This window comes from Ruegeria sp. AK11, assembly GCF_056541095.1.
The window spans coordinates 493,570-515,244 of sequence record NZ_JBQFXU010000001.1 but is presented as its reverse complement, the minus strand read 5'-3'; the positions used below and the strand labels follow the sequence as shown (position 1 = coordinate 515,244).

The window sequence follows — 21,675 nt, the reverse complement described above, 5'->3', positions numbered from 1 at the left end:
CGCTCATGACCCAGGACAGACCCGTCTTTGGCATCTTTTTGATGCTTGGTTTTTGCGTGCTCGCACCCTTGGGGGATGCGATGGCGAAGCTGTTGGGTGAAACCACACCGCTGGGTCTGCTGGTCATGGTGCGTTTCGCGGTGCAAGCGGTGATCCTGATCCCCCTGGTTGCGGTGACGGGGCGACCCTGGCGGATGCGCGGCCGCATCCTGCGGCTGACCCTGCTACGGACGCTGCTGCATATCATCGGCATTTCGGCCATGTTCAGTGCGCTGCAATTCCTGCCATTGGCGGATGCCGTTGCAATTGCCTTCGTCATGCCATTCATCATGCTGCTGCTGGGCAAATATGTTCTGGAGGAAGAGGTCGGTTCCCGCCGTCTTGCTGCCTGCATCGTCGGGTTCATTGGCACGTTACTGGTCATTCAACCCAGCTTTGCCGAGGTAGGTGCACCTGCGTTGCTGCCACTGATCGTTGCCGTGGTTTTTGCCTTGTTCATGCTGGTCACCCGGCAAGTCGCGAAAGAGACCGATCCGGTGTCGTTGCAAGCCGTGTCCGGCGTATTTGCGACGATCCTTCTGGCACCGCTCCTTCTGATTGGCACGCAAATGAACATTCAGGAGCTCTCGATGACCCTGCCATCCAGCGATCTGAACTGGCTGCTGATTGCGATCGGGGTGTTGGGTACGGTCGCGCATCTGCTGATGACGTGGTCGCTGCGCTATGCGCCCTCTGCCACACTGGCCCCGATGCAATATCTGGAAATCCCGGTTGCAACCCTGATCGGATGGGTGATTTTCAACGACCTGCCCGATGGATTGGCTGCGGCTGGCATCGTCATCACCATTGCCGCAGGCCTGTACGTCATTCTGCGCGAGCGGGCCAGCGCCCGGTCTGCCCCGACAGAAACACCTGCATAAGCGGATCAAGCGCTGCGCGCGGGATCATCACCAACAGGCCCGGCCCATCCATCTTTAGCTCGACAGGCGCCAATGCGCGGTTGGATGTTCCCACCTGCCCGTCCGGCCGAAAGGCCAGATCATCAATCGGCCATTCCAGCCCGGTACTGCGCCCCGTCACGGGCTGCATCGGAAACAGCGAGACCACATCGCCGGGTGCAACCGGCAGCTTGATCTCTGGCGGCGCGTGAAAAACCAGTTCACGTTCGCCCAGCAATATGCAGGCCTGATCCTGCCGCCGGACCAGAACGTTCAGAACGGCCAGTTGATGATCAAGTCGCCCGCCAAGAAACCCGGCCCCAAGAACCAGCGGAGCGTGCAGATTGCGAAGAGCTTTGTCGAAATCGGTGCTGTCCTGTTCACGGATGGCAAACAGGCGATCCGCGGGGATTTTTGCTTGCGTCGCTTTGCTCAGCGAATCGAAGTCACCAATCACCGCATCGGGAATCCGGCCTGATTCTGTCAAAACGTCCGCTCCGCCATCGGCGGCAACGACCGAATTGACGCGATTCAGCACCAGATTCAGGTCTCCAGATCCGATAAATCCCCCTCCGAACAGCCCAATTGGATCGGTAGAGCGTACAATTGGCTCGATTTCCCTAAGATTGGCCATTTTTCCCGGATTTGGACACATTAAGACCACAAAATGATAGGTTCATGCATAAAGTTCAGAGCCTTCGTGTGCTCCCGATTCCGGGTAAGTGGGCTCTCGTAGTTTGTAAAGGACGTGCGTCTGATGGTACAGAATAACAAGGTACTAACCGTTTCATATGGAACCTTCTCCTGCACTTTGGAAGGATTCGATGATTCCTTTGAAACGATGAAAGCCATCGCCGAATATTTCCGCTATCTCGCAGCGGATGATCGTTACTTCGGCTCGGAACCCCCGCAACCTGATGCCGAAATGCTGACCCGCATCGCCCGGCGCGATGCGTCGCAGCGCGTCGAAGCCCGTCAGAACGAATCCGGCCTGTTGCTGCGCGCCACTCAGACAACCGAAACCCCTGTCGCTGCTGAAGAGCCGGCCCCGCACACGGCCACGATCAATGTTGCCGAAACTCCCGCTCACGTTCAGCCACAACCGGCCCCTGCGCAGACCGGGTTCGCCGAAGCGGAACCTGTCGCGGACACCCCACCCCCGGCCGCTGACAGCATCGCGGCGAAACTGCAACGCATTCGCGCAGTCGTCTCTCATTCCGATGTGCCCGCGGCCGAGTATTCCGAAGACGAAGACTCACCGCTGTTGGCCAATACCGCCCCCCCGGTAGATGCAGTGGCCGCCGCGTTTGAGGCCGGTGCGCTCAGCGCGGAAGACTTTGCCGAGCCCACAGAGCCTGAAGCCCAGGAAACCGAAGTGCCTGCGGCACCTGCGATTGACGAGATGCAGGATCAGGAAGCTGAAGAACCGCAAGCGGCTGAGACAGCTGATGCGCTGATCCCCGAAGTTGCTGAAACTCAGATCGAAGAAGACGTTGACCTGCAGGCGCCCCTGACCCCCCAGCCCTTGCAAATCGACGAGATCGAAGACACACCGGTGGCGGATCAGACCGCCGCCGAGCCTCTGTTCGCTGATCTTGCAGACGTTGCCGAAGACGATTTCGACGAAGAGGATGCCCCCAACATCCTCAACGTAGAAGACGTAGCAATTGAATCCGACGATGAACCGGTCGAGGAAGACCTGGCGCAGGGTGTTTTGACGGCAGACGACGAAATGCACCTGCTGACCGAAATTTCCGAGATCGAACAGCACCTGTCCGGTCGTTCGAGCCAAAAACTGGCGGACGATGCGGATCCCGATCAGGATATGTCGCGCCTGATGGCAAAGACCGGCGAGCATATGGATGACCCCAGCAGCAGCGATGCGCGCGAAACCTATTCGCACTTGCGCACCGCCGTCGCAGCCACCGAAGCCGACCGCGACGGTCAGGCACGCTCGGAAGAGGCGGCCGACCGGGAATATCGCGGCGATCTGGCATCCGTGGTCAGCCCACGGCGACCCGAAATCAAGGTAACCAGCATGCGTCCGGCACCGGAAGCTCCAGCGCCGCTCAAGCTGGTGGCCGAGCAGCGGGTGGATGAACACGGAACATCCGCAAGCCCGGTCTCGCCACGTCGTGTCACCGCAGACCAGGAAGCAACCGGATCGGAGGAAGGCGGTTTCGCACAGTTTGCACAGGAACAGGGTGCGCAATCGCTGCCTGATCTTCTGGAAGCGGCTGCCGCATATCTGTCCTTCATCGAAGGTCAGGAGCAGTTTTCGCGCCCGCAGCTGATGAACAAGGTGCGTTCACTGAAACAGGACGAGTTCAATCGCGAAGAAAGCCTGCGTTCTTTTGGACAGTTGCTGCGCGATGGCAAGATCGAGAAAGCCGGAGGCGGGCGTTTCGCGGCGTCCAACCTGATCGGTTTTCGCCCCGATGACGAGCGTGCCGTTGGCTGATCACACTGGAAGGTTCACAAGCGAGGCCGGGTTTACCCCCGGCCTTTTTGCTTTTTGCCGTTGGACCATACTCCTGCCCTGAATGACAAAGCCCGAGCGTTTCGACTGATACCAGACAGCCGACAAAATACCTCCGAGGACCGCGCGTAATCCTGCGCAGTGCTCAGCAGGCCCGGTCATTTACACGTACCTGACGAGCGCTAGGACTGATCGGGGTCTTCTTTACCGACGCCGCGAAACACAAACTTGAACGGCAGGGCCCAAAGGATGCCCAGCACGATATAAACCAGCAACTCAATCCAGATCGGAGGACGCCCCAGCAAGTTCACGATCGTCACAACAGCGATGATGTACAGCGGAAGGCCAAGCACAAGGATCACCAGCGACCAGCGCCGGCGTGCCTTGTAACTCAACCCTGTCTTCTGTTTTTCGCTCATCAGTCGGCAAAGGGGTCTGTCACCAGAATGGTGTCATCCCGCTCCGGGCTGGTGGACAAAAGTGCCACCGGGCATTCGATCAGTTCTTCGACCCGACGTACATATTTGATCGCATTTGCAGGTAAATCGGCCCAGCTGCGCGCGCCTTCGGTCGATTCGCTCCACCCCGGCATTTCTTCATAAATCGGGGTACAGCGGGCTTGCTGATCAGCTGCGGTTGGAAGGTAATCCAAACGCTCGCCATCCAGCTCATACCCGGTGCAGATCTTAAGGGTCTCAAACCCGTCCAGAACATCCAGCTTGGTCAGCGAGATACCGTTCACGCCGCTGGTGGCGCAGGTCTGGCGCACCAGACAGGCGTCGAACCAGCCGCAGCGGCGCTTGCGGCCTGTTGTCGTCCCGAATTCGTGCCCGCGTTCACCCAGACGCTGACCGTCTGCGTCTTCCAACTCGGTCGGGAACGGCCCTTCTCCAACGCGGGTGGTATAGGCCTTAACAATGCCAAGCACGAAATTGATCGAGCCCGGACCGATTCCAACACCGGTTGCCGCCTGACCCGCAATCACGTTCGAAGACGTTACAAAGGGATAAGTGCCAAAATCGATATCCAGCAGCGCGCCCTGCGCCCCTTCAAACAGGATGCGTTTCCCGGCCTTGCGCTTTTCGTTCAGCACTTTCCAGACAGGTGCCGCAAACGGCAGAATTTGTTGCGCGATCTCTTTGAGCTGAGCAACCAGCGCGTCGCGGTCAACCGGTTCGATACCCAGACCCTTGCGCAACGGATCGTGATGTTGCAATGCGCGGTCCACGCGGGCCTCCAGCGTGGCTTCGTCCGCCAGATCGGCAACGCGAACGGAACGCCGCCCAACCTTGTCTTCATAGGCCGGGCCAATTCCACGACCGGTTGTTCCGATCTTGGTGCCTTTGCTCGCAGCTTCCTCGCGCGCACGATCCAACTCGCCGTGAATCGGCAGAATCAACGGCGTGTTTTCGGCAATCATCAGCGTGTCGGGCGTAATCTCAACACCCTGCGCCCGGATGGTTGCGATCTCATTGACCAGATGCCAGGGGTCCAGAACCACCCCATTGCCAATAACGCTCAACTTGCCGCCGCGTACCACACCCGAAGGAAGCGCGTGCAGCTTATAGACCTCGCCGTCGATCACCAGCGTATGACCGGCATTGTGACCGCCCTGAAAACGCGCGATTACGTCCGCCCTTTCGCTGAGCCAGTCGACAATCTTGCCTTTTCCTTCGTCGCCCCATTGGGCGCCGACAACAACCACGTTGGCCATATCCGGTCCTTTTCGTGCTGAGTGATCAAACCCGGCTCATATAGCGGGGCAAAAACGGCAGGGAAACCGATATTTCGCCGCAGAGGAAAATCGCGCAGGCGCGCGATGCCTCCGGCGGGGATATTTGTAGCCAGATGAAGAGCGGATCCCCTACTTCACCTGGCTTTAAATATCCCGGGGGAGGCGCCCGGAACGGGCGGCGGGGGCAGAGCCCCCCTACCCTGTCATCGCAAGTGGACAGGTTGTCCGTGCGGAGTGGTCAGGTAAGCCTCTTCCCAGGCCTTACGCAGATCAAGCACATCCTTCGGCATGGCAGCGCCCTGTTCGGCCAGCAATGCTTCAAGCGTTTCCAGCCATGCGTGGAAGTAATCGTCACCGCCATCCAGTTCCCGGGCAAGCCCGTTGCGTTTCAATGTCGCTGAAAAACGCGCCGCCCAATCCGCCCATTCGAACCGCCCGGCCTCGTTCAGCGCGACTGTGACGGCAAAGACCTGAGCGTGCCAGGGCTCAGCAAAAACCGGCTCGGGGGCTCCGTATGTGATACAGTCGTTCATGCCGGTTGCAGGTAGCTTTGCCAGAGGTCCAGAACCACCTGGTCAGCGGGATGTTCGGGGGCGGCCCAGAGTTCTGATGCCGCAAAAGCCACTGCATAAATCGGCTCTGGCGCCTCACCCAACCCATGCGCATTGGAATCGGGCAGAACATGGGTTCCGTGCAGGCGCAGGATTCGGCCCCTGGCACCGGATGCATAGACAGGCAGGCGCGTGTGACCTCCATCCACGAGGCGATTTGCCGCCGGTTGGACCGTGACAACCTCTTGCCCCACAGAATACAGCGCCGCGACATTGGAAGGCCTGTCCGCAGGCCCGCCTTTGGCCAGCGCAGCGGACACCGCTTCCGCCTTGAGTGCTCTGTCCGCCAAGGGATGCGGGTTGTCGCCGCTCACGCCACGCAGATCATCCAATGTCAGAACACCCTTTTCGACCAGCAGATCGGCCAGACCGGATATCCATTTCTCATAATAGGAAAACCGGGCGTAATCCTTCGGGGACAGGCGTTCTCGCGCGTGGCGCGAAACGTCGATGTTCCACTGCCCCAGAAAACCGGATGCAAGTGTCACCGCAAGAGCGCGGGCGTGCCAGTCTTCGGCAAAGACCGGCGCATCCTCTGTCTCGGGGTTTATCGGACCGTCACCGAAACGTCCTCCCATATCGTGAACGCGGGTCATGCGGGCACCCTTGGAAGGCCCGTGCCAATCATGCTGTCGCGCGTCACAAGCGCGGCAAGCCCCTCTTCGTTCATCCCCTCTGTGCCTACAGGGCGCATGGGCAAGACAAGGTAGCGAATTTCGGCCGTCGAATCCCAAACCCGTACAGAGGTGTCTTGGGACAAGGTGACGCCGAACTCGGCCAGCACCTTACGCGGTTCTCGCACCGCGCGGGCTCGGTAGGCGTCGGACTTGTACCATCCGGGCGGGATACCCAGCAGTGGCCAAGGGTAACAGCTGCACAGGGTGCAGACGACCATGTTGTGCCGATCCGGTGTGTTCTCAACCACCACCATATGTTCGCCCTGGCGGCCATAGTAGCCAAGGTCGGCTACGACCGGAGTGGCGTCTTCAAGCAGGGCAGCTTTGAAGGCAGGGTCGCTCCAGGCTTTGGCAACTACGCGCGCACCGTTTTGCGGCCCGATCCTGTTCTGATAGGTGTCGATGATCTCGTCCAGAGCCGCCGGATCGATCAGCCCTTTGCGAGTCAGAATCGTCTCAAGCGCTTTGACGCGCAATGCGGGTTCGGGTGGCAACAGGGCATGCGGGTGGTCGTGATCGTCATGTGGCATGGCCGCAGCCTGCGTCACAACTCAACGCACTGTCCAGTCCCTTTGACGTGATGGGATACATCAAGGAAGTTGATGCCAACTCCTGACTTGCCCCCGCTGGCAAACTTGCATAAGTACCACGCGATACACGCCACGCTGTACAGGACCACCATGGAAAACGTCGTTCTCATCATCCATCTTCTTCTGGCTCTGGGCCTGATCGCCGTTGTCCTGATGCAGCGGTCTGAAGGCGGTGGCCTTGGCATGGGCGGTGGCGGTGGTGCGATGACCGGTCGCGCGGCAGCGACGGCTTTGGGCAAGCTGACCTGGATACTTGCAGCGTGTTTCATCGTCACCTCGATCACACTGACCATTCTTGCGGCTCAGAAATCTTCGGGCAGCTCGGTAATCGACCGTCTGGGCGTTCCGGCACCGGCTTCGACCGAGGAAAGCGCTCCGGCTATTCCGTCGGTTGATGATCTTCTGCCGCCGGCACAGGACGACAACGCGCCGCTGATCCCGCAGGCGGATTGATCCACAAAACCTAGAAACCTGAGAGAGGACTGCAACAGCATCTTGCGGTTCTCTTGCGCTTTTGGCGCGAATCCTTTATACGTGAAGTCCCGTGATGCAGCGGTTTTTCGGAACCGCCGGGCAGCTGATTTTGACGTCTCACGGGAGCAGCCGAAAAACTATGGCACGTTTTATTTTCATCACCGGTGGTGTGGTTTCGTCCTTGGGCAAAGGGCTGGCTTCGGCAGCTTTGGGCGCTTTGTTGCAGGCCCGCGGTTATTCGGTGCGTCTGCGCAAGCTGGACCCCTATCTGAACGTCGATCCGGGCACGATGTCGCCGTTTGAGCATGGCGAAGTGTTCGTCACCGATGACGGGGCCGAAACCGATCTGGACCTGGGCCATTACGAACGGTTCACCGGCGTGGCTGCCCGCAAGACCGACTCGGTCAGTTCCGGGCGGATCTATTCGAACGTGCTCGAGAAAGAACGCCGTGGCGATTACCTTGGCAAGACCATTCAGGTGATCCCGCACGTCACAAACGAGATCAAGGATTTCATCGCCATAGGCGAGGATGAGGTTGATTTCATGCTGTGCGAGATTGGCGGCACTGTGGGCGATATCGAAGGCCTGCCCTTCTTTGAAGCCATCCGCCAGTTCAGTCAGGACAAGCCGCGCGGGCAGTGCATTTTCATGCACCTGACGCTGCTGCCTTACATCAAGGCCTCGGGTGAGTTGAAAACCAAGCCGACCCAGCACTCGGTTAAAGAACTGCGTTCGATCGGTCTGGCCCCCGATATTCTGGTCTGCCGGTCCGAAGGGCCGATCCCGACCAAGGAACGGGAAAAGCTGGCCCTGTTCTGTAACGTGCGCCCAGACAGCGTGATCGCGGCACAGGACCTGTCCACCATTTACGACGCGCCGCTGGCCTATCACCGCGAGGGGCTGGATCAGGCCGTTCTGGATGCCTTCCAGATCAGCCCCGCTCCCAAGCCCGATCTGGCCAAATGGGAAGATGTGAGCGACCGCATCCACAACGCCGAGGGCGAAGTGAAAGTGGCCATTGTCGGCAAATATACGCAGCTTGAGGACGCCTATAAGTCGATTGCCGAGGCGCTGACCCATGGCGGTATGGCCAACCGCGTGAAGGTCAAGATCGAGTGGGTGGATGCCGAGGTTTTCGACACCGAAGACGCGGCCCCGTATCTGGAAGGCTTCCACGCCATCCTTGTCCCCGGTGGGTTTGGCGAGCGTGGCACCGAAGGCAAGATCAAGGCGGCGCAATATGCGCGCGAGCACAAGGTTCCCTATCTGGGCATTTGTCTTGGCATGCAGATGGCGGTGATCGAGGCTGCGCGGAACGCTGCGGGTATTACCGAAGCCGGGTCCGAGGAATTCGACCATGAGGCCGGGAAGAAACGGTTTGAACCGGTGGTCTATCACCTCAAGGAGTGGGTACAGGGCAACCACAAGGTCGAGCGCAAGGTCGGCGACGACAAGGGCGGCACAATGCGCCTTGGGGCTTACAACGCAGTATTGGCGGATGGATCCAAAGTGGCCGAGGTTTATGGCGGCACGCAGATCGAGGAACGTCACCGCCACCGCTATGAGGTGGACATCAAGTATCGCGACAAGCTTGAAAAAGCGGGCCTGAAGTTTTCGGGCATGTCGCCGGACGGACGTCTGCCCGAAATCGTGGAATGGGCGGATCACCCGTGGTTCATTGGCGTTCAGTACCATCCGGAATTGAAGTCCAAGCCGTTTGACCCGCATCCGCTGTTTCGCGAATTTGTGCGGGCCGCGAAAGACACCTCGCGCCTGGTTTGATCCCTGACTGTGTCGGACTGTCACCCCACGTTGTTTCGTGGGGGCTGACCTCTTAACTGTGTGGAGAGGCAGGTTTTCTGCTTTTGCATTTCACGGTTTCAGGAGATTTCCGATGAGCAACGCAACAACGATCACCAACCTTCAGCAAGCGCTTCATATGGAGCTTACTGCCGCGCACCAATACCAGTTGCACGCGCATGTTCTGGACGACTGGGGCCTTGATATTCTGGCCGAGAAAATGCGGGGCGAGATGCAGGAAGAGTTGGTGCATTCTGACGCCTTTATCGAACGTATCCTGTTTCTGGGTGGAACCCCCGAGCTTGCGTTTCAGAAAAGCCCAGCCGCAGCGGGCACGCTGGAAGAGATGTTCGCCTCTGATCTCAAAGACGAGAGTGAGGCCGTCGACTTCTACACCAATGCAGCGCAACAGGCGGCCGAAGTTGGTGATGTTGGTTCGCGTACACTGTTCGAACGCATCCTGATGGAAGAAGAAGGTCATAAAGCCTGGCTGGAGACACAGCTGAGCCTTCTGCAACGTCTGGGCGAATCTGCGTTTAGCGCGAAATTCGTCTCTGGCGCTGCGGGCGACGCCTGAGACCTTGGTTTCAAACCGGTGGATGTCACAGGTGCTTTGCGAAGCTGACGCAATCTGTGCCTGTGCCGTCACCTTAAATTGACCTGGCTGGGTGCAAAAACTCTGGCCGGGTCATTTTCTCAGCGTTAGCTGTAGGATACGTGACAACAGGAGAGTTCCGATGACCAGCCAGTCCCAGAAAGCCGTGACCTTTACCAGCCTTCACAAGAAGGGCGATCCTGTCATTCTGTTCAATATCTGGGACGCTGGCAGCGCTGGCGCCGTTCGGGACGCTGGTGCCCAGGCCATCGCGACCGGCAGTGCCCCTGTTGCCATGGCGCAGGGCTATGGCGACGGGCAGAACATTCCACTTGAGGCCGCGTTGGACAATGTACGCCGCATCGTTGCGGCGATTGATTTGCCGGTAACACTGGATTTCGAGGGGGCTTATGCCGAAGACCCGCAAGGGATCGCGCAAAACGTTCGGCGCGCACTTGACTGCGGTGTTGTCGGGTTCAACTTTGAAGACCAGATCATCGGTGGTGACGGTCTCTACGATATCGCCACTCAGGCCAAACGCGTTGAAGCGATGTGCGACGCTTGCGCGCGCGCAAGCATTCCCGGCTATGTCAATGCGCGCACAGATATCTTCCTGAAGGCCGCAGCGGACACCCATGACGACACGATGCTGGATGAGGCCATTGCCCGTGCCAATGCCTATGCTGACGCAGGCGCCAGCGGATTCTTTGCCCCCGGGCTAAAGAACGAAGCCCTGATCGCCCGGCTTTGCGAATCCACCACGTTGCCGGTCAATATCATCGCTCTGCCCGGCACGCCGGATACGGCCACTCTGGCAAAGCTCGGGGTCGCGCGGATCAGCTACGGCCCGGTCCCCTATCGCCAGATGCTGGCCTGGTTGCAGAACGCAACCAAAGAGGCGCTGACCTGGTAAACGCAGGCCTTTGTTTCTTAAGGACAAATTGAAACTCATGGATATTGGGCAATGATTGATTGTTGGCCGGTGTGTACCCGGTGCCGCGCAGCTCTGGTTCAGCGCGGGACACACGCAATACTATAGCAAGACCGGCATTTCGTGCTTGGCCGATCACGACCTGTCGTCTAGGTGTTTGTTATGTTGAAAAGGTTCTTTAAGGCGCTCAGACCGCCTCATCATGAACAATTGCCGGACCCGGATGCAGAACTTGCTCTGGGTGCTCTGATGGTGCGCGTCGCGCAGGCAGATCGCGATTATAAGCTGGAAGAGATCAGTCTGATCGACAAGATACTGGCTCGTCTTTACCAGCATAACGCGATTGAGGCGGCCAAGGTTCGGGCCACCTGCGAAAAGCTCCATGCTGCGGCACCGGAAACTGATACGTTCGGCAAACTGATCCGGGAAACCACGGACCTAAAAGAGCGGCTGGCAGCCCTTGACGCGTTGTGGGAAATCGTTCTGGCAGATGGCAGTTCGGACGAGGGCGAGATAAAGATCGTCGAAGAAGCCCGCATTGCCATGGGCCTGAGCTATAATGACAGTCAGGCAGCGCGCGAGCGCGTCCAAAGCCGCTTGGATGTGAGTTAAGCGCCCGCTATATCTTACCCATGTTCAGCGACTTTCTTTCCAGGCTCACACAGCCCAAGCCCGACCCGCTTGTCGAAGATGATGCCCGCCTGGCCCTGACGGCCCTGCTGGTGCGTCTGGCACGATCTGACAACGATTATTCTGATTCTGAGATGGCGCGCATCGACCGCATCTCGGCTGAACGATACGGTTTGTCCCCGTTCGAAAGCGCGGCTTTGCGCGCCCGTGCCGAAGATCTTGAGGCCGAGGCCCCCGACACGGTCCGTTTTACCCGTGCCATCAAAGAAGCTGTCGCTTATGAAAACCGGCTGGCGGTGGTTCAGGCGCTGTGGTCGGTGGCGCTGGCTGATGGCCACCGTACGGGTGAGGAGGACTCGCTGCTGCGTCTGGTTGTCAGCTTACTAGGGGTCAGCGACGTGGATTCGGCTTTGGCCCGGCAAAAGGCCGCTAAATCTTGATCGCCATGCTTGGCATGTATGACATGCCCGAGGTTCAGGCCGCCAATGATCGGTTCTGGGGGTTGATTCGTGCGCATTTGGGATGCGGGCCAGAACAGCTGACCCGAGACACCGATGTTTGGCAGGTCTGGCTTGATCCCGAACTGGTGCTGGCGCAGACCTGTGGAATGCCCTATCGCACACGCTTGCATGGTCGGGTTCAACTGGTGGGCACCCCGGATTACGGCCTGCCCGGTTGTCCTGCCGGGCATTATTGCTCGGTCTTTGTGGCGCGGCGCGACGACAACCGCACGCTGGCGGGCATGACTGACGGTATCTTCGCGTATAACGAAGCGCTGTCTCAATCCGGCTGGGCAGCACCGATCACGCATCTATCCCGAGAGAACCTGAATCCTGCGTCGTTGTTGGAAACAGGCGGTCACGCGCTGTCAGCGCAGGCGGTCTCGGACGGGAAGGCAGATTTCGCCGCGCTGGATGCATTGACCTGGATGATGTTGCAGGAACATACCGATCTGGGCAAAAGCCTGCGCGAATTGGCAAAAACCTCTCCTACACCAACCCTGCCCTATATTACTGGACCCGACCAAAACGCGGATCTGGTCGCAGACGCAGTTCGAACCGCAATAGTCGGCCTTGCCGAACACGACCGCAAAACGCTGCATATTCAGGGGCTGATCGACATCCCGGCGGAGGAGTACCTGTCCGTACCGACCCCGCCACCGCCATGCGCACAGCGGATAATCTGATGACCAAATTGTCCGGTGCATTTGGTCATTTTGGCTGTTTCCGACCCTGAATTTGCGAATTGCGCATTGCATTGAGCAAATTTTTCGGCCCTATTACCGCACCAACACCACAAACTACTGGACTGCCCGTGACAGAAATCGCTCCCGTCATCGAAATCAAAAACCTTCACAAAAGCTTCGGCAATCTGGAAGTGTTGAAGGGGGTGGATATCACAGCACATGGCGGCGACGTGGTCTCGCTGATCGGGTCATCGGGGTCAGGAAAATCAACTTTGCTGCGCTGCTGCAATCTGCTGGAAGACAGCCAGCAGGGTGAAATCCTGTTCAAAGGCGAGCCTGTCAAATGGTCGGGCGATAGCCATGGGCGTCGCCCCGCGGACCCCAAGCAGGTTCTGCGCATCCGCACCAACCTGTCGATGGTGTTTCAGCAGTTCAATCTGTGGGCGCATATGACCATCCTGCAAAATGTGATGGAAGCCCCCGTGACCGTTCTGGGCCGCGACAAGGCCGAAGTGGAAGACAGCGCGCGCAAATACCTTGAGAAAGTTGGGATTGGCGACAAATGCGACGCATATCCGGCGCAATTGTCCGGCGGTCAGCAACAGCGTGCCGCGATCGCGCGGGGGCTGTGCATGGAACCGCAGGCGCTGTTGTTCGACGAACCGACCTCGGCGCTGGATCCCGAACTGGAACAGGAAGTGATCAAGGTGATCAAGGATCTGGCCGCAGAAGGGCGCACCATGATCATCGTGACCCATGACATGAAAATGGCGGCAGATATCTCGAGCCACGTGGTATTTCTTCATCAGGGCCTGATCGAGGAAGAAGGTTTGCCCGAAGATATCTTTACGTCACCCGAATCCGAACGGCTTCGGGGCTTTCTCTCCGCTACTCAAGCGGCTTAACTTCAAGAACAGAACCAAAACTGGGGAGTAACCAATGAAAAACCTGATTCTGTCCACTGCAGCCCTGGCGCTGACTGCTGGTATCGCGATGGCCGACACGGTCCGCATGGGCACCGAGGGCGCCTACCCTCCGTACAACTTCATCAACGATGCAGGTGAAATCGACGGGTTCGAGCGTGAAGTCGGCGACGAGCTGTGCAAACGCGCTAACCTGGAGTGTGAATGGGTCAAGAACGACTGGGATTCGATCATTCCGAACCTGGTCTCGGGCAACTACGACACCATCATCGCCGGTATGTCGATCACTGCCGAACGTGATGAGGTCATCGACTTTACCCAAGACTATTACCCGCCGACCGCGTCGGCCTATGTCGCGACCTCTGACTCGGCAGACGTAACCGGTGGTGTCGTTGCTGCGCAAACCGCCACGATCCAGGCAGGCCACGTTGCCGAATCCGGTGCAACCCTGGTTGAATTCGCGACCCCGGAAGAAACCATTGCAGCCGTCCGTAACGGCGAAGCCGATGCCGTTCTGGCCGACCGCGACTATCTGGTGCCGTTGGTCGAGGAATCGGGCGGTGAGCTGGTCTTTATCGGCGATCCGGTTCCGCTGGGCGGCGGCGTCGGCATGGGCCTGCGTGAAAGCGACGGTGAACTGCGCGGCAAGTTCGACGAAGCCATCACTTCGATGAAAGCTGACGGCGCGCTGAACGAGATGCTGATCAAGTGGTTCGGTGAAGGCACCGCCACATACGGTTCTGACGGTTCGGTCGTCACCAACTAAGACCTGACCAATCCCGGTCCGGTGCTTTGGCGCCGGGCCGCTTCCGGCCTAGCCGGAACAGACGTTGGAAAGACGCCATATGTTCTCGTACTGCGCTGATCCTGACACGCTGGGCACGTTCCGCTGGTTTTCATGCTACCTGACCAATGGCGTCCACTGGTCGTTCTACCTGTCTTTCATCAAGGTTTTGGCCTTGCTGGCTGTGACCGCGCCCGTCGCTCTTGGCTTCGGGTTTGCTGGAGCCATGGCGGCGCGCTCGCATTTCCCGCCCCTCAGCTGGTTGGGCAAAGGATATATCGCGATTGTGCGCGGCGTGCCCGACATTGCGTTTTTCCTGTTCTTCGTCATCGCGTTGGATCAGGCGTTTGAGTGGACGCGGCATAAGATATTGTGCCCGGACTGGACCGACCCAATCCGCCAGGGCAATGACTTCCTCGTTTGTCAGGCCGCCAAGCTGCCACTTGGAACCGCGCCTGAATGGGTGCATGAAACCTATGGGTTTTTCCTTGCGGTCATCACCTTCTCTATCGTTTTTGGTGCTTTCGCGGCCAATGTCCTGTTCGGCGGAATGCGCGCCGTACCACATGCGCAACTGGAAACGGCCGAAGCTTATGGCATGAATCGCCGCCAGACCTTCTGGAAAATCCTCGTACCTCAGATGTGGGTTTACGCGCTGCCCGGCCTGTCCAATCTGTGGATGGTGCTGATCAAGGCGACACCCCTGCTCTTCCTGCTGGGCGTCGAAGATATCGTGTATTGGGCGCGCGAACTGGGCGGCACCAAAACCTCGAAATTCACGCAATACCCGCATGGCGACTGGCGCATGTGGTATTTCCTGTTCCTGCTGATCTTTTACCTTGGCATGACCCGTTTCTCGGAACTTGGGCTTGAAAAACTGATGCGGCGATTGTCCCACGGACAGGCCACTTCCGGCGGAGAGCTTCTGCGCAAGGAGACCACGGCATGATGATCCGCGTTCAAGACCGCAACCGGGTGCCGCACGCGATTGCACAGCAATCTCTCTCGCGCCCGCAATCTCCTTTCCAAGGAGCCCGATCATGAGTTGCATCCAGACCATTCAGGATTACGGCCTGCGGTCGCTTGGCTTTGGCGAGCGCCTGCTGCCTAAAACCGATTTCACCCTGTGCGAACAGTTCACCCTGATCGGCTCGGGCATGATCTGGAACATCTATTTCGGCGTCATGGCGCTGGCGACCGGGTTCTTTCTGGCCACCGCGCTGGCCGTCGGCAAAGCCTCGACCAACAAATGGCTGCGCAAACCTGCCGAATGGTTCATCTTTCTGTTCCGGGGCTCGCCTCTCTTTATCCAGTTCTTCTTTGCCTATTTCTTCTTCCTGTCGCTGAAGAAAACATATCCGATGTTCGACGCCTTCACCTCGGCCTGGCTGGGGGCGCTGATCGTGCTGTTCCTGAACACCGCAGCCTATTCGGGTGAGATTTTTTACGGTGCCCTGCGCTCGATCCCCAAGGGAGATATCGAAGCGGCAGATGCCTATGGCATGTCCGGCTGGTCGCGGTTTCGGCGGATCGTCTGGCCCACCATGCTGCGTCTGGCCTGGCCGGCCTATACGAACGAAGCGATCTTTCTGTTCCATGCCACCACGCTGGTCTTCTTCTCGGCCTTTCCGGCCTGGCAACAACGTGGCGACGCGCTCTATTACGCCAGCTATTTCGCGGACAAAACGTTCAACCCCTTCATCCCCTATCCAATTCTGGCGTTCTATTTCATCCTGCTGACATTGGTGATTGTCGGGGGATTTGGCCTGATCAACAAACGCCTGAACCGCCACCTGCCCACCGCCAAACGGGCAAAAATGCGGTTCAAACTGAACCTGGCGCGCTAAAGGACAGCGCGCCGTAAATTCCGGCGTTCAAGCCTACACTACGCTTGTAATACGCTTGGTGATGCGAACACGGACAGTCGATTTGGGGGGAATGGTACCGCCTCCCTGGCTTGAACAGGGGACCTCTGGATCCACAATCCAGCGCTCTAACCAACTGAGCTAAGGCGGCACTTTGTGAGGGGCGATGTACCGAACGCGCCGGGGGAATGCAAGAGGATTAAAGCCTAATTCTCCAGCTTTGTTCGACAAGATCGACGCCAAAGGAATGCACCGGTTTGCTGTCGATCAGTTCCCAGCCAAACGCCCTGTAAAGCGCGCGGGCAGCCGTATGACTTTCATGGGTCCACAAAACCATTTCCCGATATCCAGCCTCGCGTGCGAAGTCTGTACAGGTCTGTAACAGCCGTTTCCCCAACCCAAGTCCGCGCGCTTCGGGGACAAGCAGGAAGAGGCGTAGTTTGGCGGTTGTCTGGTCAACACGCACGCAGAAGATGCTACCCAATCTTTGCCCAGCCCGTTCAACAATCCAGCCTTTTTCAAAGGACGGGTCATTGTTGGCAATGAACTCCTCAAGGATGCGCGCAACCAATGGGGCAAAGCTGTCATCAAATCCTTCGTCGCGCGCATAGAGTAACCCGTGCTGTTCGACCAGCCACGCGGCATCATCGGGGCGAAACGTTCTGAGAACCACTTTATCCATGTCTTATCTGACCGCAAAGGTGACTTGATTCTCAACCCCGTGCGCGCTAGCACGAATGCTCAGTCTCGGAGGCATCGATGGGCATCAATACCGAACGCGATATTCAGGCCAACCTGCAAATCGGTCCGACCGATCAGGGGATGGTACGCTTGTTCATCGAAGCCGACGGCATCGAGATTCCGATGGATTTCGACCCCGAGGAAGCCGAAGAAATCGCCGACGAGATCCGCGCCGCAATACAGGCCGCCCTCGCCGTCAAAGGCTGAGCTTTTACAAGCGCGGATCGCGCAGCGCATGCAGTCGGCGTGCTGCATCTGTCGCAAATTTCTGGATCATCTTCTTGCGCCGCGCCGGGGCAAGCTTGTCCTCGGGCGCCATGCGCACGATCTCGGCATCATAGGCGTCAGCAATGATCAAGCCCGTTTCGTCAGGCAACAGATCGGTCGGAAACTCGGTATCCACGGCCCAGAAGAATCGGTCACACCATTCCAGATAGCCCTGCCATTTGGCATCCGATTGATAATCGGCACGGCTGGATTTGCATTCGATCACCCAAATCTCACCTTTGGGACCCAGCCCCATCACATCGACACGCAAACCACGTGCCGGAACGAATTCTTCAACAGAAACAAAACCATGCGCGGCAAGGTGGCGTGCGACGCCACGCGCCAGTTTCTGTCCGGGCTGCAAATCTAACAACATACCCCAAATGTGAACAATTGGTGAACAAAAGTAAAGTGCTCCATCGCGCTTGACATAATACCATTTGGCATCATATTAATACGATACCAAATGGTATCTCTTCTGGAGTTGCTTATGGATAACCGAACTCAAAACGCGTTCCGTGCGCTGGCCGATCCCACACGTAGGGACATTGTACAATTGCTCTCGTCTCAGGACATGACCATCGGGCAGTTGACAGACCAGTTCGACATGACTCGGGCCGCGGTCAAAAAGCATCTGACCGTGCTATCCGACGGCGGCTTGATCACCGTCGAAACCCGTGGCCGCGAACGCATTAACCGTCTTGAACCACAGGGGATGGCCCCCGTTCTGGACTGGCTCAGGTATTTTGACCAGTTCTGGGACGATCGCCTCAACTCTCTCAAGGAAGCTGTTGAAAGGAAATCGAAATGACCGATGCAGTTCTGAAGAAATCGATCTTTCTGAGGGCCGAACCGGAAACGGTATGGGCTTATCTTACAGACCCGGATCGCCTGGCGGAATGGTTCCACAAACCGAAACATCCTCTGACCGCGGGTCAAAAGCTGGAGATGTTTGGCACAACAAGCGGCGAACTGTTGATCTGGGGTGAGGTTCGCGTTGCCAACCCTCCCAAATATCTGGAATACACGTTCACCGTAAAACCGATGGGCGACGCGGTGAGCGTCGTCAAGTGGACCCTGGAACCCGTCGCAGGCGGGACGCGCCTTGACCTGCGGCATGAAGGCCTGCCGCAGGGGGCCGATGCCTTTGGCCTGATCCTGGCGCTGGACAAGGGTTGGGACGAGCACTTTGGCAAGATGCGCACGGCATTGCACGAAACTGTTGATGCCTGACCCCTTGTGCGAACCCGTCAGACGCCCTACTTAAGCGCGTGGCGGGTTCTGCCCTTCTTGTGACAGGTAGCATTCTGGTGGCCTTAAGCAATTCCGAGGGGGCTGGCTCTGTTCAGGTCCTGGCCTGATTACCTGGCGCCCACCTGTATATACAGGTCCTCGGGAATCAAACCACACGGTTGTTTGGTGGTCCCGCCACATTGCTGAATTGGCTCAGAGCACCACCAACGTCGGTCTTTACACGCCTGGATGCCATGCAGATCAAATTAATCCGCTCTGATAGCCCAATTCTTCCAAAAGCAATGCTGACTTAGTGTACCAGCCTTCCTGTTGAAACATAGCACCCATTCCCTGGCCCCAAGAATATTCATGCAAACTGGTTCAAGGCTATCCTTCGATGAGAGAAAACAATTCGATTGGATTAGCAAGGCCACGAACTTCGTGAACCCCACAAGGCAAAAACAGATCAGGTGAGGTCCCAGCAATCGCTGATGTTACCAGCACTCTGTGACCGATAGACTTGGTTAGACCTTCTATGCGACTGGCAACGTTCACTGCGCCCCCGAGAACCGTGAAATCAAGCCTTCCCGGACTGCCGATATTGCCATAGCTGACTTGCCCAACATTGATCCCGATTCCTACATCCAAAGACGACTTATTAGCCTCAACGCGGCGACTGTTGAGCGTCGTCAAACCGGCCAATACACTTTGTGCGGCTTGCGCAGCCTTTCGGCATCGGTCGGCGTGGTCAACCTGAGTTGCGATGGTGAAGATCGAGAGAATACCGTCACCCATAAACTTGAGAACATCGCCGCCGTTCTCTTCTACGGATTGCACAACCAGATCAAAGTAACCGCTCAGCGCGTCAAAAACATCCACCTCGGGAGCGGCTTCCGAAAGAGCCGTGAAACCTCGCAAATCAGAAAACATGACAACTGCATCAACTGTCGTTCGTTCGCCCCGCTTGATCCGCCCATTCCAAACCGCATCAGAGGGCCCATCACCAAGATATGTTCGTAGAAGCCCCTTGGCTGACTTGCGCATTGTGACGGGTTCCAAGGCGGACGATAGAGCAGGCAGAGCTTCCTCAATCAATTCCAGATGTTGCGGTGAAAAACCGTCTGGGTCCTGTGTAACAAATGTACAACCGTGCAGAGATCCATCACCATAATACATAAGGGTGGCATAGTAGTCTGTGCCACCCGACTCAGCGAATTCAAGATACGATGAATGCTCGGTCCTTGGATCAAGTTGTCGCAGACTTTTATGAAGTGGCTTTCTGTGCTCCAGAATGTACTCAAATGAGCTGCCAACATACCCGTCTGTCGACATCGTTTCATGAGTTACGTCGTAGCTGTCGGTCCGGTCAGGGGTCCAGACTATCCCCCATGCAATAAGTAACGGATTGGCGAACCGCTGACCAATATTGACTCGCCAGAGTGGAACGCCTTCGTCAACTAATGACGAGCAGAAATGAGAAACTACTTTCACGGGGTCGCCTGAGCGGCGTCCTTCGGTAATCATCCAGTCGGTTAATTGTGGTACGGAGGCCATGTTGTCAAACTAGTCGCTTGGACAAGATGATCAAAGTCCCTTCCTATTAGCAGGTTATTCAAAGCGCTATATTGAAGGAATATGTTCAGACCAAGGCCCCAGATACGCCATTCTGAATATCCGCGATAGGCTGAAATCAACCGCATACAAACGTGACAGCGGCTGCATCTGCTTTGAAGCTGCAACAGTCAATGTCGGCGCAACCATCTCACGATATGCCAGAGAACCCATAAGAGGCTTGGTGTGATAAAGCCTGGCATCAAAATTAGCGTGAAACACTCGCCTCTTGCTTGATCGCAACTGGTTTCAAATCATCTAAAACCGGTGTTCCCCGGCGCGGGCCTTGCGGCTTTTCTGCCATGCTCATGATCTTGTAGGCGAACTGGACACCGGCAAAGACAATGCCGTTCATGAACCAGATCATCACCAAAGCGATAAGACCGATTTCCGAACTGGTTATCAGATGGCGCAGGTTTGCGACATTCAGCGCCAACAGGACGCCGACAAACGCAGCCGAAATGACAAAGCCCCAGGCAACTTGCGTGATATAAAGGCGGATCAGTTTGGGCATGGCGAACCTCTTTGCGCTATGACATTCAAGTTAGCGCATATCTGGTTCTCGTAAAGGCGTCAGAATGCCTCGGGCTGTGCCTCGCGGGCCATATGATCCAGCACAGCATTGACGAATTTCGGCTCTTTGCCTTCCGGGAAAAACGCACGCGCAACGTCAACAAATTCAGTGATGACAACCTTTGGCGGCGTGTCGCTTTGGGTCAGCTCTGCCCCAGCCGCACGGAACAGCGCCCGCAAGGTCGGGTCAATCCGAGCGATCGGCCATTTGGCGACCAGCGCACGGTCCGTCATCTGGTCGATGGCCGCCTGATAGTTCACCGCATTGTCGACCAACGAGCGGAAGACACTGATATCACCGTCCAACATTTCCTCACCCTCATAGACAGCGCCAAAACGGTGATCCAGAAACTCATTCACGACAGCTTCGGTCGTTTGCCCGGACTGTTCCATCTGGAACAGCGCCTGCACGGCATAAAGCCGGGCGGCGGATTTCATCAGGCGTTTCTGGTTGGCCGGTTTCGGCGCGTCTGTCTTGGTCATGCTGTCGAGGGTCCGTTGCTGTCGCCCGCCACGAGGATGGACTCGGACGGCGGTTTGAAACCAACGCCCTTTTTGGAAGAGCCCCACTTACGGCTGAGCGCGATCAGATGCAAGGCCGCAGCAGCAGCCCCACCCCCTTTATTCATCTTTTTCGGGTTCGCGCGGACTTCGGCCTGCGCGTCGTTTTCCACAGTCAGAATGCCATTGCCGATGCACAGGCCCTGCAGGCCCATCAACTGGATGGCCCGGCTGGAGTCATTGCAAACGGTTTCGTAATGCGTGGTCTCGCCGCGAATGACGCAGCCCAGCGCGACGTAGCCATCAAAGTTGCACTGACGGTCGGCCATTGCGATGGCGGTCGGGATTTCCAGCGCGCCGGGCACCTCGACCACTTCGCAGGTTCCGCCCGCGGCTTCGATTTCGGCCTTCGCGCCCGTGATCAGGTTATCGGCAATCGCACGATAAAACGGCGCCGCCACGATCAGCAGCTTGACCGGCTTGTCAAATGTCGGTGTCGGCAGAACGCCATGTTCGTCTTGAGCAGCCAT

General features: G+C 57.6%; 28 protein-coding genes and 1 tRNA gene. 16 read left to right on the top strand and 13 right to left on the bottom strand.

Annotated features, from left to right (window positions below; genetic code table 11):
* Positions 1-5 precede the first annotated feature (5 nt).
* Positions 6-920 (top strand): DMT family transporter, encoded by a 915-nt coding sequence (locus tag ACR0D9_RS02660; protein ID WP_480505658.1) that lies wholly within the window; start codon positions 6-8, stop codon positions 918-920.
* Here the strand turns inward: ACR0D9_RS02660 and ACR0D9_RS02655 are convergent.
* Entirely contained in the window at positions 865-1,572 is a 708-nt protein-coding gene (locus ACR0D9_RS02655; protein WP_480537541.1) for a thiamine diphosphokinase, read from the bottom strand. The two genes, ACR0D9_RS02660 and ACR0D9_RS02655, sit on opposite strands and share 56 nt — an antisense overlap.
* A 123-nt stretch (positions 1,573-1,695) precedes the next feature.
* Between ACR0D9_RS02655 and ACR0D9_RS02650 the strand changes: the two genes are divergently transcribed.
* Positions 1,696-3,399 (top strand): RNA polymerase sigma factor, encoded by a 1,704-nt coding sequence (locus ACR0D9_RS02650; protein ID WP_480537539.1) that lies wholly within the window; start codon positions 1,696-1,698, stop codon positions 3,397-3,399.
* A 200-nt stretch (positions 3,400-3,599) separates the two neighbouring features.
* On the opposite strand, the gene ACR0D9_RS02645 is transcribed toward ACR0D9_RS02650, so the two are convergent.
* The 5 genes from ACR0D9_RS02645 to nthA all read right to left on the bottom strand — a co-directional run bounded on the left by ACR0D9_RS02645 (position 3,600) and on the right by nthA (position 6,970).
* Positions 3,600-3,836 (bottom strand): DUF2842 domain-containing protein, encoded by a 237-nt coding sequence (locus ACR0D9_RS02645; RefSeq protein ID WP_480481534.1) that lies wholly within the window; start codon positions 3,834-3,836, stop codon positions 3,600-3,602.
* The gene (locus ACR0D9_RS02640; RefSeq protein ID WP_480486046.1) at positions 3,836-5,131 is read right to left on the bottom strand and encodes an adenylosuccinate synthase; all 1,296 of its coding nucleotides are present in this window, start codon (positions 5,129-5,131) and stop codon (positions 3,836-3,838) included. Before ACR0D9_RS02640 ends, ACR0D9_RS02645 begins: the two co-directional genes overlap by 1 nt.
* Before the next feature lie 224 nt (positions 5,132-5,355).
* The gene (locus ACR0D9_RS02635; RefSeq protein ID WP_480486048.1) at positions 5,356-5,685 is read right to left on the bottom strand and encodes a nitrile hydratase accessory protein; all 330 of its coding nucleotides are present in this window, start codon (positions 5,683-5,685) and stop codon (positions 5,356-5,358) included.
* Positions 5,682-6,359, bottom strand: a complete 678-nt coding sequence (gene nthB, locus ACR0D9_RS02630) for a nitrile hydratase subunit beta (RefSeq protein ID WP_480486049.1) — start codon at positions 6,357-6,359, stop codon at positions 5,682-5,684. The genes ACR0D9_RS02635 and nthB overlap by 4 nt, the downstream gene beginning before the upstream one ends.
* Entirely contained in the window at positions 6,356-6,970 is a 615-nt protein-coding gene (gene nthA / locus ACR0D9_RS02625) for a nitrile hydratase subunit alpha (protein WP_480486051.1), read from the bottom strand. The genes nthB and nthA overlap by 4 nt, the downstream gene beginning before the upstream one ends.
* Before the next feature lie 150 nt (positions 6,971-7,120).
* On the opposite strand from nthA, the gene secG reads away from it, so the two are divergent.
* The 11 genes from secG (at position 7,121) to ACR0D9_RS02570 (ending at position 16,201) form a co-directional block, all read left to right on the top strand.
* Complete coding sequence (secG, locus tag ACR0D9_RS02620; protein ID WP_209504291.1) at positions 7,121-7,483, top strand: preprotein translocase subunit SecG; 363 nt, start codon at positions 7,121-7,123, stop codon at positions 7,481-7,483.
* 160 nt (positions 7,484-7,643) lie between these two features.
* Positions 7,644-9,287, top strand: a complete 1,644-nt coding sequence (locus ACR0D9_RS02615; protein ID WP_209595839.1) for a CTP synthase — start codon at positions 7,644-7,646, stop codon at positions 9,285-9,287.
* 112 nt (positions 9,288-9,399) lie between these two features.
* The gene (locus ACR0D9_RS02610) at positions 9,400-9,882 is read left to right on the top strand and encodes a bacterioferritin (RefSeq protein ID WP_267365948.1); all 483 of its coding nucleotides are present in this window, start codon (positions 9,400-9,402) and stop codon (positions 9,880-9,882) included.
* A 160-nt stretch (positions 9,883-10,042) separates the two neighbouring features.
* A complete protein-coding gene (locus ACR0D9_RS02605) occupies positions 10,043-10,813 on the top strand; it encodes an isocitrate lyase/PEP mutase family protein (protein ID WP_480481550.1) in 771 nt (256 codons plus the stop codon).
* A gap of 180 nt (positions 10,814-10,993) precedes the next feature.
* Positions 10,994-11,443 (top strand): tellurite resistance TerB family protein, encoded by a 450-nt coding sequence (locus ACR0D9_RS02600; protein ID WP_209504295.1) that lies wholly within the window; start codon positions 10,994-10,996, stop codon positions 11,441-11,443.
* A 20-nt stretch (positions 11,444-11,463) separates the two neighbouring features.
* Complete coding sequence (locus tag ACR0D9_RS02595; protein WP_209504296.1) at positions 11,464-11,901, top strand: tellurite resistance TerB family protein; 438 nt, start codon at positions 11,464-11,466, stop codon at positions 11,899-11,901.
* The gene (locus ACR0D9_RS02590) at positions 11,898-12,647 is read left to right on the top strand and encodes a phosphate/phosphite/phosphonate ABC transporter substrate-binding protein (protein WP_480481552.1); all 750 of its coding nucleotides are present in this window, start codon (positions 11,898-11,900) and stop codon (positions 12,645-12,647) included. The genes ACR0D9_RS02595 and ACR0D9_RS02590 overlap by 4 nt, the downstream gene beginning before the upstream one ends.
* Positions 12,648-12,775: 128 nt before the next feature.
* Positions 12,776-13,552 (top strand): ABC transporter ATP-binding protein, encoded by a 777-nt coding sequence (locus tag ACR0D9_RS02585; protein ID WP_267365283.1) that lies wholly within the window; start codon positions 12,776-12,778, stop codon positions 13,550-13,552.
* Between the two features lie 34 nt (positions 13,553-13,586).
* Positions 13,587-14,336: a transporter substrate-binding domain-containing protein gene (locus tag ACR0D9_RS02580; protein ID WP_480537537.1), complete on the top strand. Its 750-nt coding sequence runs from the start codon at positions 13,587-13,589 to the stop codon at positions 14,334-14,336.
* Positions 14,337-14,415: 79 nt separating this feature from the next.
* Complete coding sequence (locus ACR0D9_RS02575) at positions 14,416-15,303, top strand: ABC transporter permease (protein ID WP_480481688.1); 888 nt, start codon at positions 14,416-14,418, stop codon at positions 15,301-15,303.
* Between the two features lie 91 nt (positions 15,304-15,394).
* Entirely contained in the window at positions 15,395-16,201 is an 807-nt protein-coding gene (locus ACR0D9_RS02570) for an ABC transporter permease (protein ID WP_209595834.1), read from the top strand.
* A gap of 92 nt (positions 16,202-16,293) precedes the next feature.
* Here the strand turns inward: ACR0D9_RS02570 and ACR0D9_RS02565 are convergent.
* A tRNA-His gene (locus ACR0D9_RS02565) sits at positions 16,294-16,370 on the bottom strand.
* Between the two features lie 48 nt (positions 16,371-16,418).
* Entirely contained in the window at positions 16,419-16,901 is a 483-nt protein-coding gene (locus ACR0D9_RS02560; RefSeq protein WP_480537535.1) for a GNAT family N-acetyltransferase, read from the bottom strand.
* Positions 16,902-16,978: 77 nt separating this feature from the next.
* Between ACR0D9_RS02560 and ACR0D9_RS02555 the strand changes: the two genes are divergently transcribed.
* The gene (locus ACR0D9_RS02555; protein WP_117869403.1) at positions 16,979-17,167 is read left to right on the top strand and encodes a DUF6324 family protein; all 189 of its coding nucleotides are present in this window, start codon (positions 16,979-16,981) and stop codon (positions 17,165-17,167) included.
* Between the two features lie 4 nt (positions 17,168-17,171).
* Here the strand turns inward: ACR0D9_RS02555 and ACR0D9_RS02550 are convergent, their stop codons facing one another.
* A complete protein-coding gene (locus tag ACR0D9_RS02550; protein ID WP_209504302.1) occupies positions 17,172-17,603 on the bottom strand; it encodes an MmcB family DNA repair protein in 432 nt (143 codons plus the stop codon).
* 114 nt (positions 17,604-17,717) lie between these two features.
* Here ACR0D9_RS02550 and ACR0D9_RS02545 point away from each other — a divergent pair, with 114 nt between their 5' ends.
* A complete protein-coding gene (locus tag ACR0D9_RS02545) occupies positions 17,718-18,038 on the top strand; it encodes an ArsR/SmtB family transcription factor (protein ID WP_209504303.1) in 321 nt (106 codons plus the stop codon).
* Positions 18,035-18,460, top strand: coding sequence for an SRPBCC family protein (locus ACR0D9_RS02540; protein ID WP_480537534.1), 426 nt, complete (start codon positions 18,035-18,037; stop codon positions 18,458-18,460). The genes ACR0D9_RS02545 and ACR0D9_RS02540 overlap by 4 nt, the downstream gene beginning before the upstream one ends.
* Positions 18,461-18,847: 387 nt before the next feature.
* Here ACR0D9_RS02540 and ACR0D9_RS02535 read toward each other — a convergent pair whose 3' ends face one another.
* The 4 genes from ACR0D9_RS02535 to ACR0D9_RS02520 all read right to left on the bottom strand — a co-directional run bounded on the left by ACR0D9_RS02535 (position 18,848) and on the right by ACR0D9_RS02520 (position 21,675).
* Positions 18,848-20,014: an adenylate/guanylate cyclase domain-containing protein gene (locus ACR0D9_RS02535; protein WP_480492680.1), complete on the bottom strand. Its 1,167-nt coding sequence runs from the start codon at positions 20,012-20,014 to the stop codon at positions 18,848-18,850.
* A gap of 265 nt (positions 20,015-20,279) precedes the next feature.
* Complete coding sequence (locus tag ACR0D9_RS02530) at positions 20,280-20,585, bottom strand: hypothetical protein (protein WP_480537533.1); 306 nt, start codon at positions 20,583-20,585, stop codon at positions 20,280-20,282.
* Positions 20,586-20,644: 59 nt separating this feature from the next.
* Positions 20,645-21,127, bottom strand: a complete 483-nt coding sequence (gene nusB, locus ACR0D9_RS02525) for a transcription antitermination factor NusB (protein ID WP_480481565.1) — start codon at positions 21,125-21,127, stop codon at positions 20,645-20,647.
* Entirely contained in the window at positions 21,124-21,675 is a 552-nt protein-coding gene (locus ACR0D9_RS02520; RefSeq protein WP_209504307.1) for a 6,7-dimethyl-8-ribityllumazine synthase, read from the bottom strand. Before ACR0D9_RS02520 ends, nusB begins: the two co-directional genes overlap by 4 nt.

What these genes read in the sequence shown, in the direction of transcription:
- ACR0D9_RS02660 (WP_480505658.1), top strand. Translation starts at nt 6, where the DNA reads ATGACCCAGGACAGACCCGTCTTTGGCATCTTTTTGATGCTTGGTTTT.
- ACR0D9_RS02655 (WP_480537541.1), bottom strand. Translation starts at nt 1,572, where the DNA reads ATGGCCAATCTTAGGGAAATCGAGCCAATTGTACGCTCTACCGATCCA.
- ACR0D9_RS02650 (WP_480537539.1), top strand. Translation starts at nt 1,696, where the DNA reads ATGGTACAGAATAACAAGGTACTAACCGTTTCATATGGAACCTTCTCC.
- ACR0D9_RS02645 (WP_480481534.1), bottom strand. Translation starts at nt 3,836, where the DNA reads ATGAGCGAAAAACAGAAGACAGGGTTGAGTTACAAGGCACGCCGGCGC.
- ACR0D9_RS02640 (WP_480486046.1), bottom strand. Translation starts at nt 5,131, where the DNA reads ATGGCCAACGTGGTTGTTGTCGGCGCCCAATGGGGCGACGAAGGAAAA.
- ACR0D9_RS02635 (WP_480486048.1), bottom strand. Translation starts at nt 5,685, where the DNA reads ATGAACGACTGTATCACATACGGAGCCCCCGAGCCGGTTTTTGCTGAG.
- nthB (WP_480486049.1), bottom strand. Translation starts at nt 6,359, where the DNA reads ATGACCCGCGTTCACGATATGGGAGGACGTTTCGGTGACGGTCCGATA.
- nthA (WP_480486051.1), bottom strand. Translation starts at nt 6,970, where the DNA reads ATGCCACATGACGATCACGACCACCCGCATGCCCTGTTGCCACCCGAA.
- secG (WP_209504291.1), top strand. Translation starts at nt 7,121, where the DNA reads ATGGAAAACGTCGTTCTCATCATCCATCTTCTTCTGGCTCTGGGCCTG.
- ACR0D9_RS02615 (WP_209595839.1), top strand. Translation starts at nt 7,644, where the DNA reads ATGGCACGTTTTATTTTCATCACCGGTGGTGTGGTTTCGTCCTTGGGC.
- ACR0D9_RS02610 (WP_267365948.1), top strand. Translation starts at nt 9,400, where the DNA reads ATGAGCAACGCAACAACGATCACCAACCTTCAGCAAGCGCTTCATATG.
- ACR0D9_RS02605 (WP_480481550.1), top strand. Translation starts at nt 10,043, where the DNA reads ATGACCAGCCAGTCCCAGAAAGCCGTGACCTTTACCAGCCTTCACAAG.
- ACR0D9_RS02600 (WP_209504295.1), top strand. Translation starts at nt 10,994, where the DNA reads ATGTTGAAAAGGTTCTTTAAGGCGCTCAGACCGCCTCATCATGAACAA.
- ACR0D9_RS02595 (WP_209504296.1), top strand. Translation starts at nt 11,464, where the DNA reads ATGTTCAGCGACTTTCTTTCCAGGCTCACACAGCCCAAGCCCGACCCG.
- ACR0D9_RS02580 (WP_480537537.1), top strand. Translation starts at nt 13,587, where the DNA reads ATGAAAAACCTGATTCTGTCCACTGCAGCCCTGGCGCTGACTGCTGGT.
- ACR0D9_RS02575 (WP_480481688.1), top strand. Translation starts at nt 14,416, where the DNA reads ATGTTCTCGTACTGCGCTGATCCTGACACGCTGGGCACGTTCCGCTGG.
- ACR0D9_RS02570 (WP_209595834.1), top strand. Translation starts at nt 15,395, where the DNA reads ATGAGTTGCATCCAGACCATTCAGGATTACGGCCTGCGGTCGCTTGGC.
- ACR0D9_RS02560 (WP_480537535.1), bottom strand. Translation starts at nt 16,901, where the DNA reads ATGGATAAAGTGGTTCTCAGAACGTTTCGCCCCGATGATGCCGCGTGG.
- ACR0D9_RS02555 (WP_117869403.1), top strand. Translation starts at nt 16,979, where the DNA reads ATGGGCATCAATACCGAACGCGATATTCAGGCCAACCTGCAAATCGGT.
- ACR0D9_RS02550 (WP_209504302.1), bottom strand. Translation starts at nt 17,603, where the DNA reads ATGTTGTTAGATTTGCAGCCCGGACAGAAACTGGCGCGTGGCGTCGCA.
- ACR0D9_RS02545 (WP_209504303.1), top strand. Translation starts at nt 17,718, where the DNA reads ATGGATAACCGAACTCAAAACGCGTTCCGTGCGCTGGCCGATCCCACA.
- ACR0D9_RS02540 (WP_480537534.1), top strand. Translation starts at nt 18,035, where the DNA reads ATGACCGATGCAGTTCTGAAGAAATCGATCTTTCTGAGGGCCGAACCG.
- ACR0D9_RS02535 (WP_480492680.1), bottom strand. Translation starts at nt 20,014, where the DNA reads ATGGCCTCCGTACCACAATTAACCGACTGGATGATTACCGAAGGACGC.
- ACR0D9_RS02530 (WP_480537533.1), bottom strand. Translation starts at nt 20,585, where the DNA reads ATGCCCAAACTGATCCGCCTTTATATCACGCAAGTTGCCTGGGGCTTT.
- nusB (WP_480481565.1), bottom strand. Translation starts at nt 21,127, where the DNA reads ATGACCAAGACAGACGCGCCGAAACCGGCCAACCAGAAACGCCTGATG.
- ACR0D9_RS02520 (WP_209504307.1), bottom strand. Translation starts at nt 21,675, where the DNA reads ATGGCTGCTCAAGACGAACATGGCGTTCTGCCGACACCGACATTTGAC.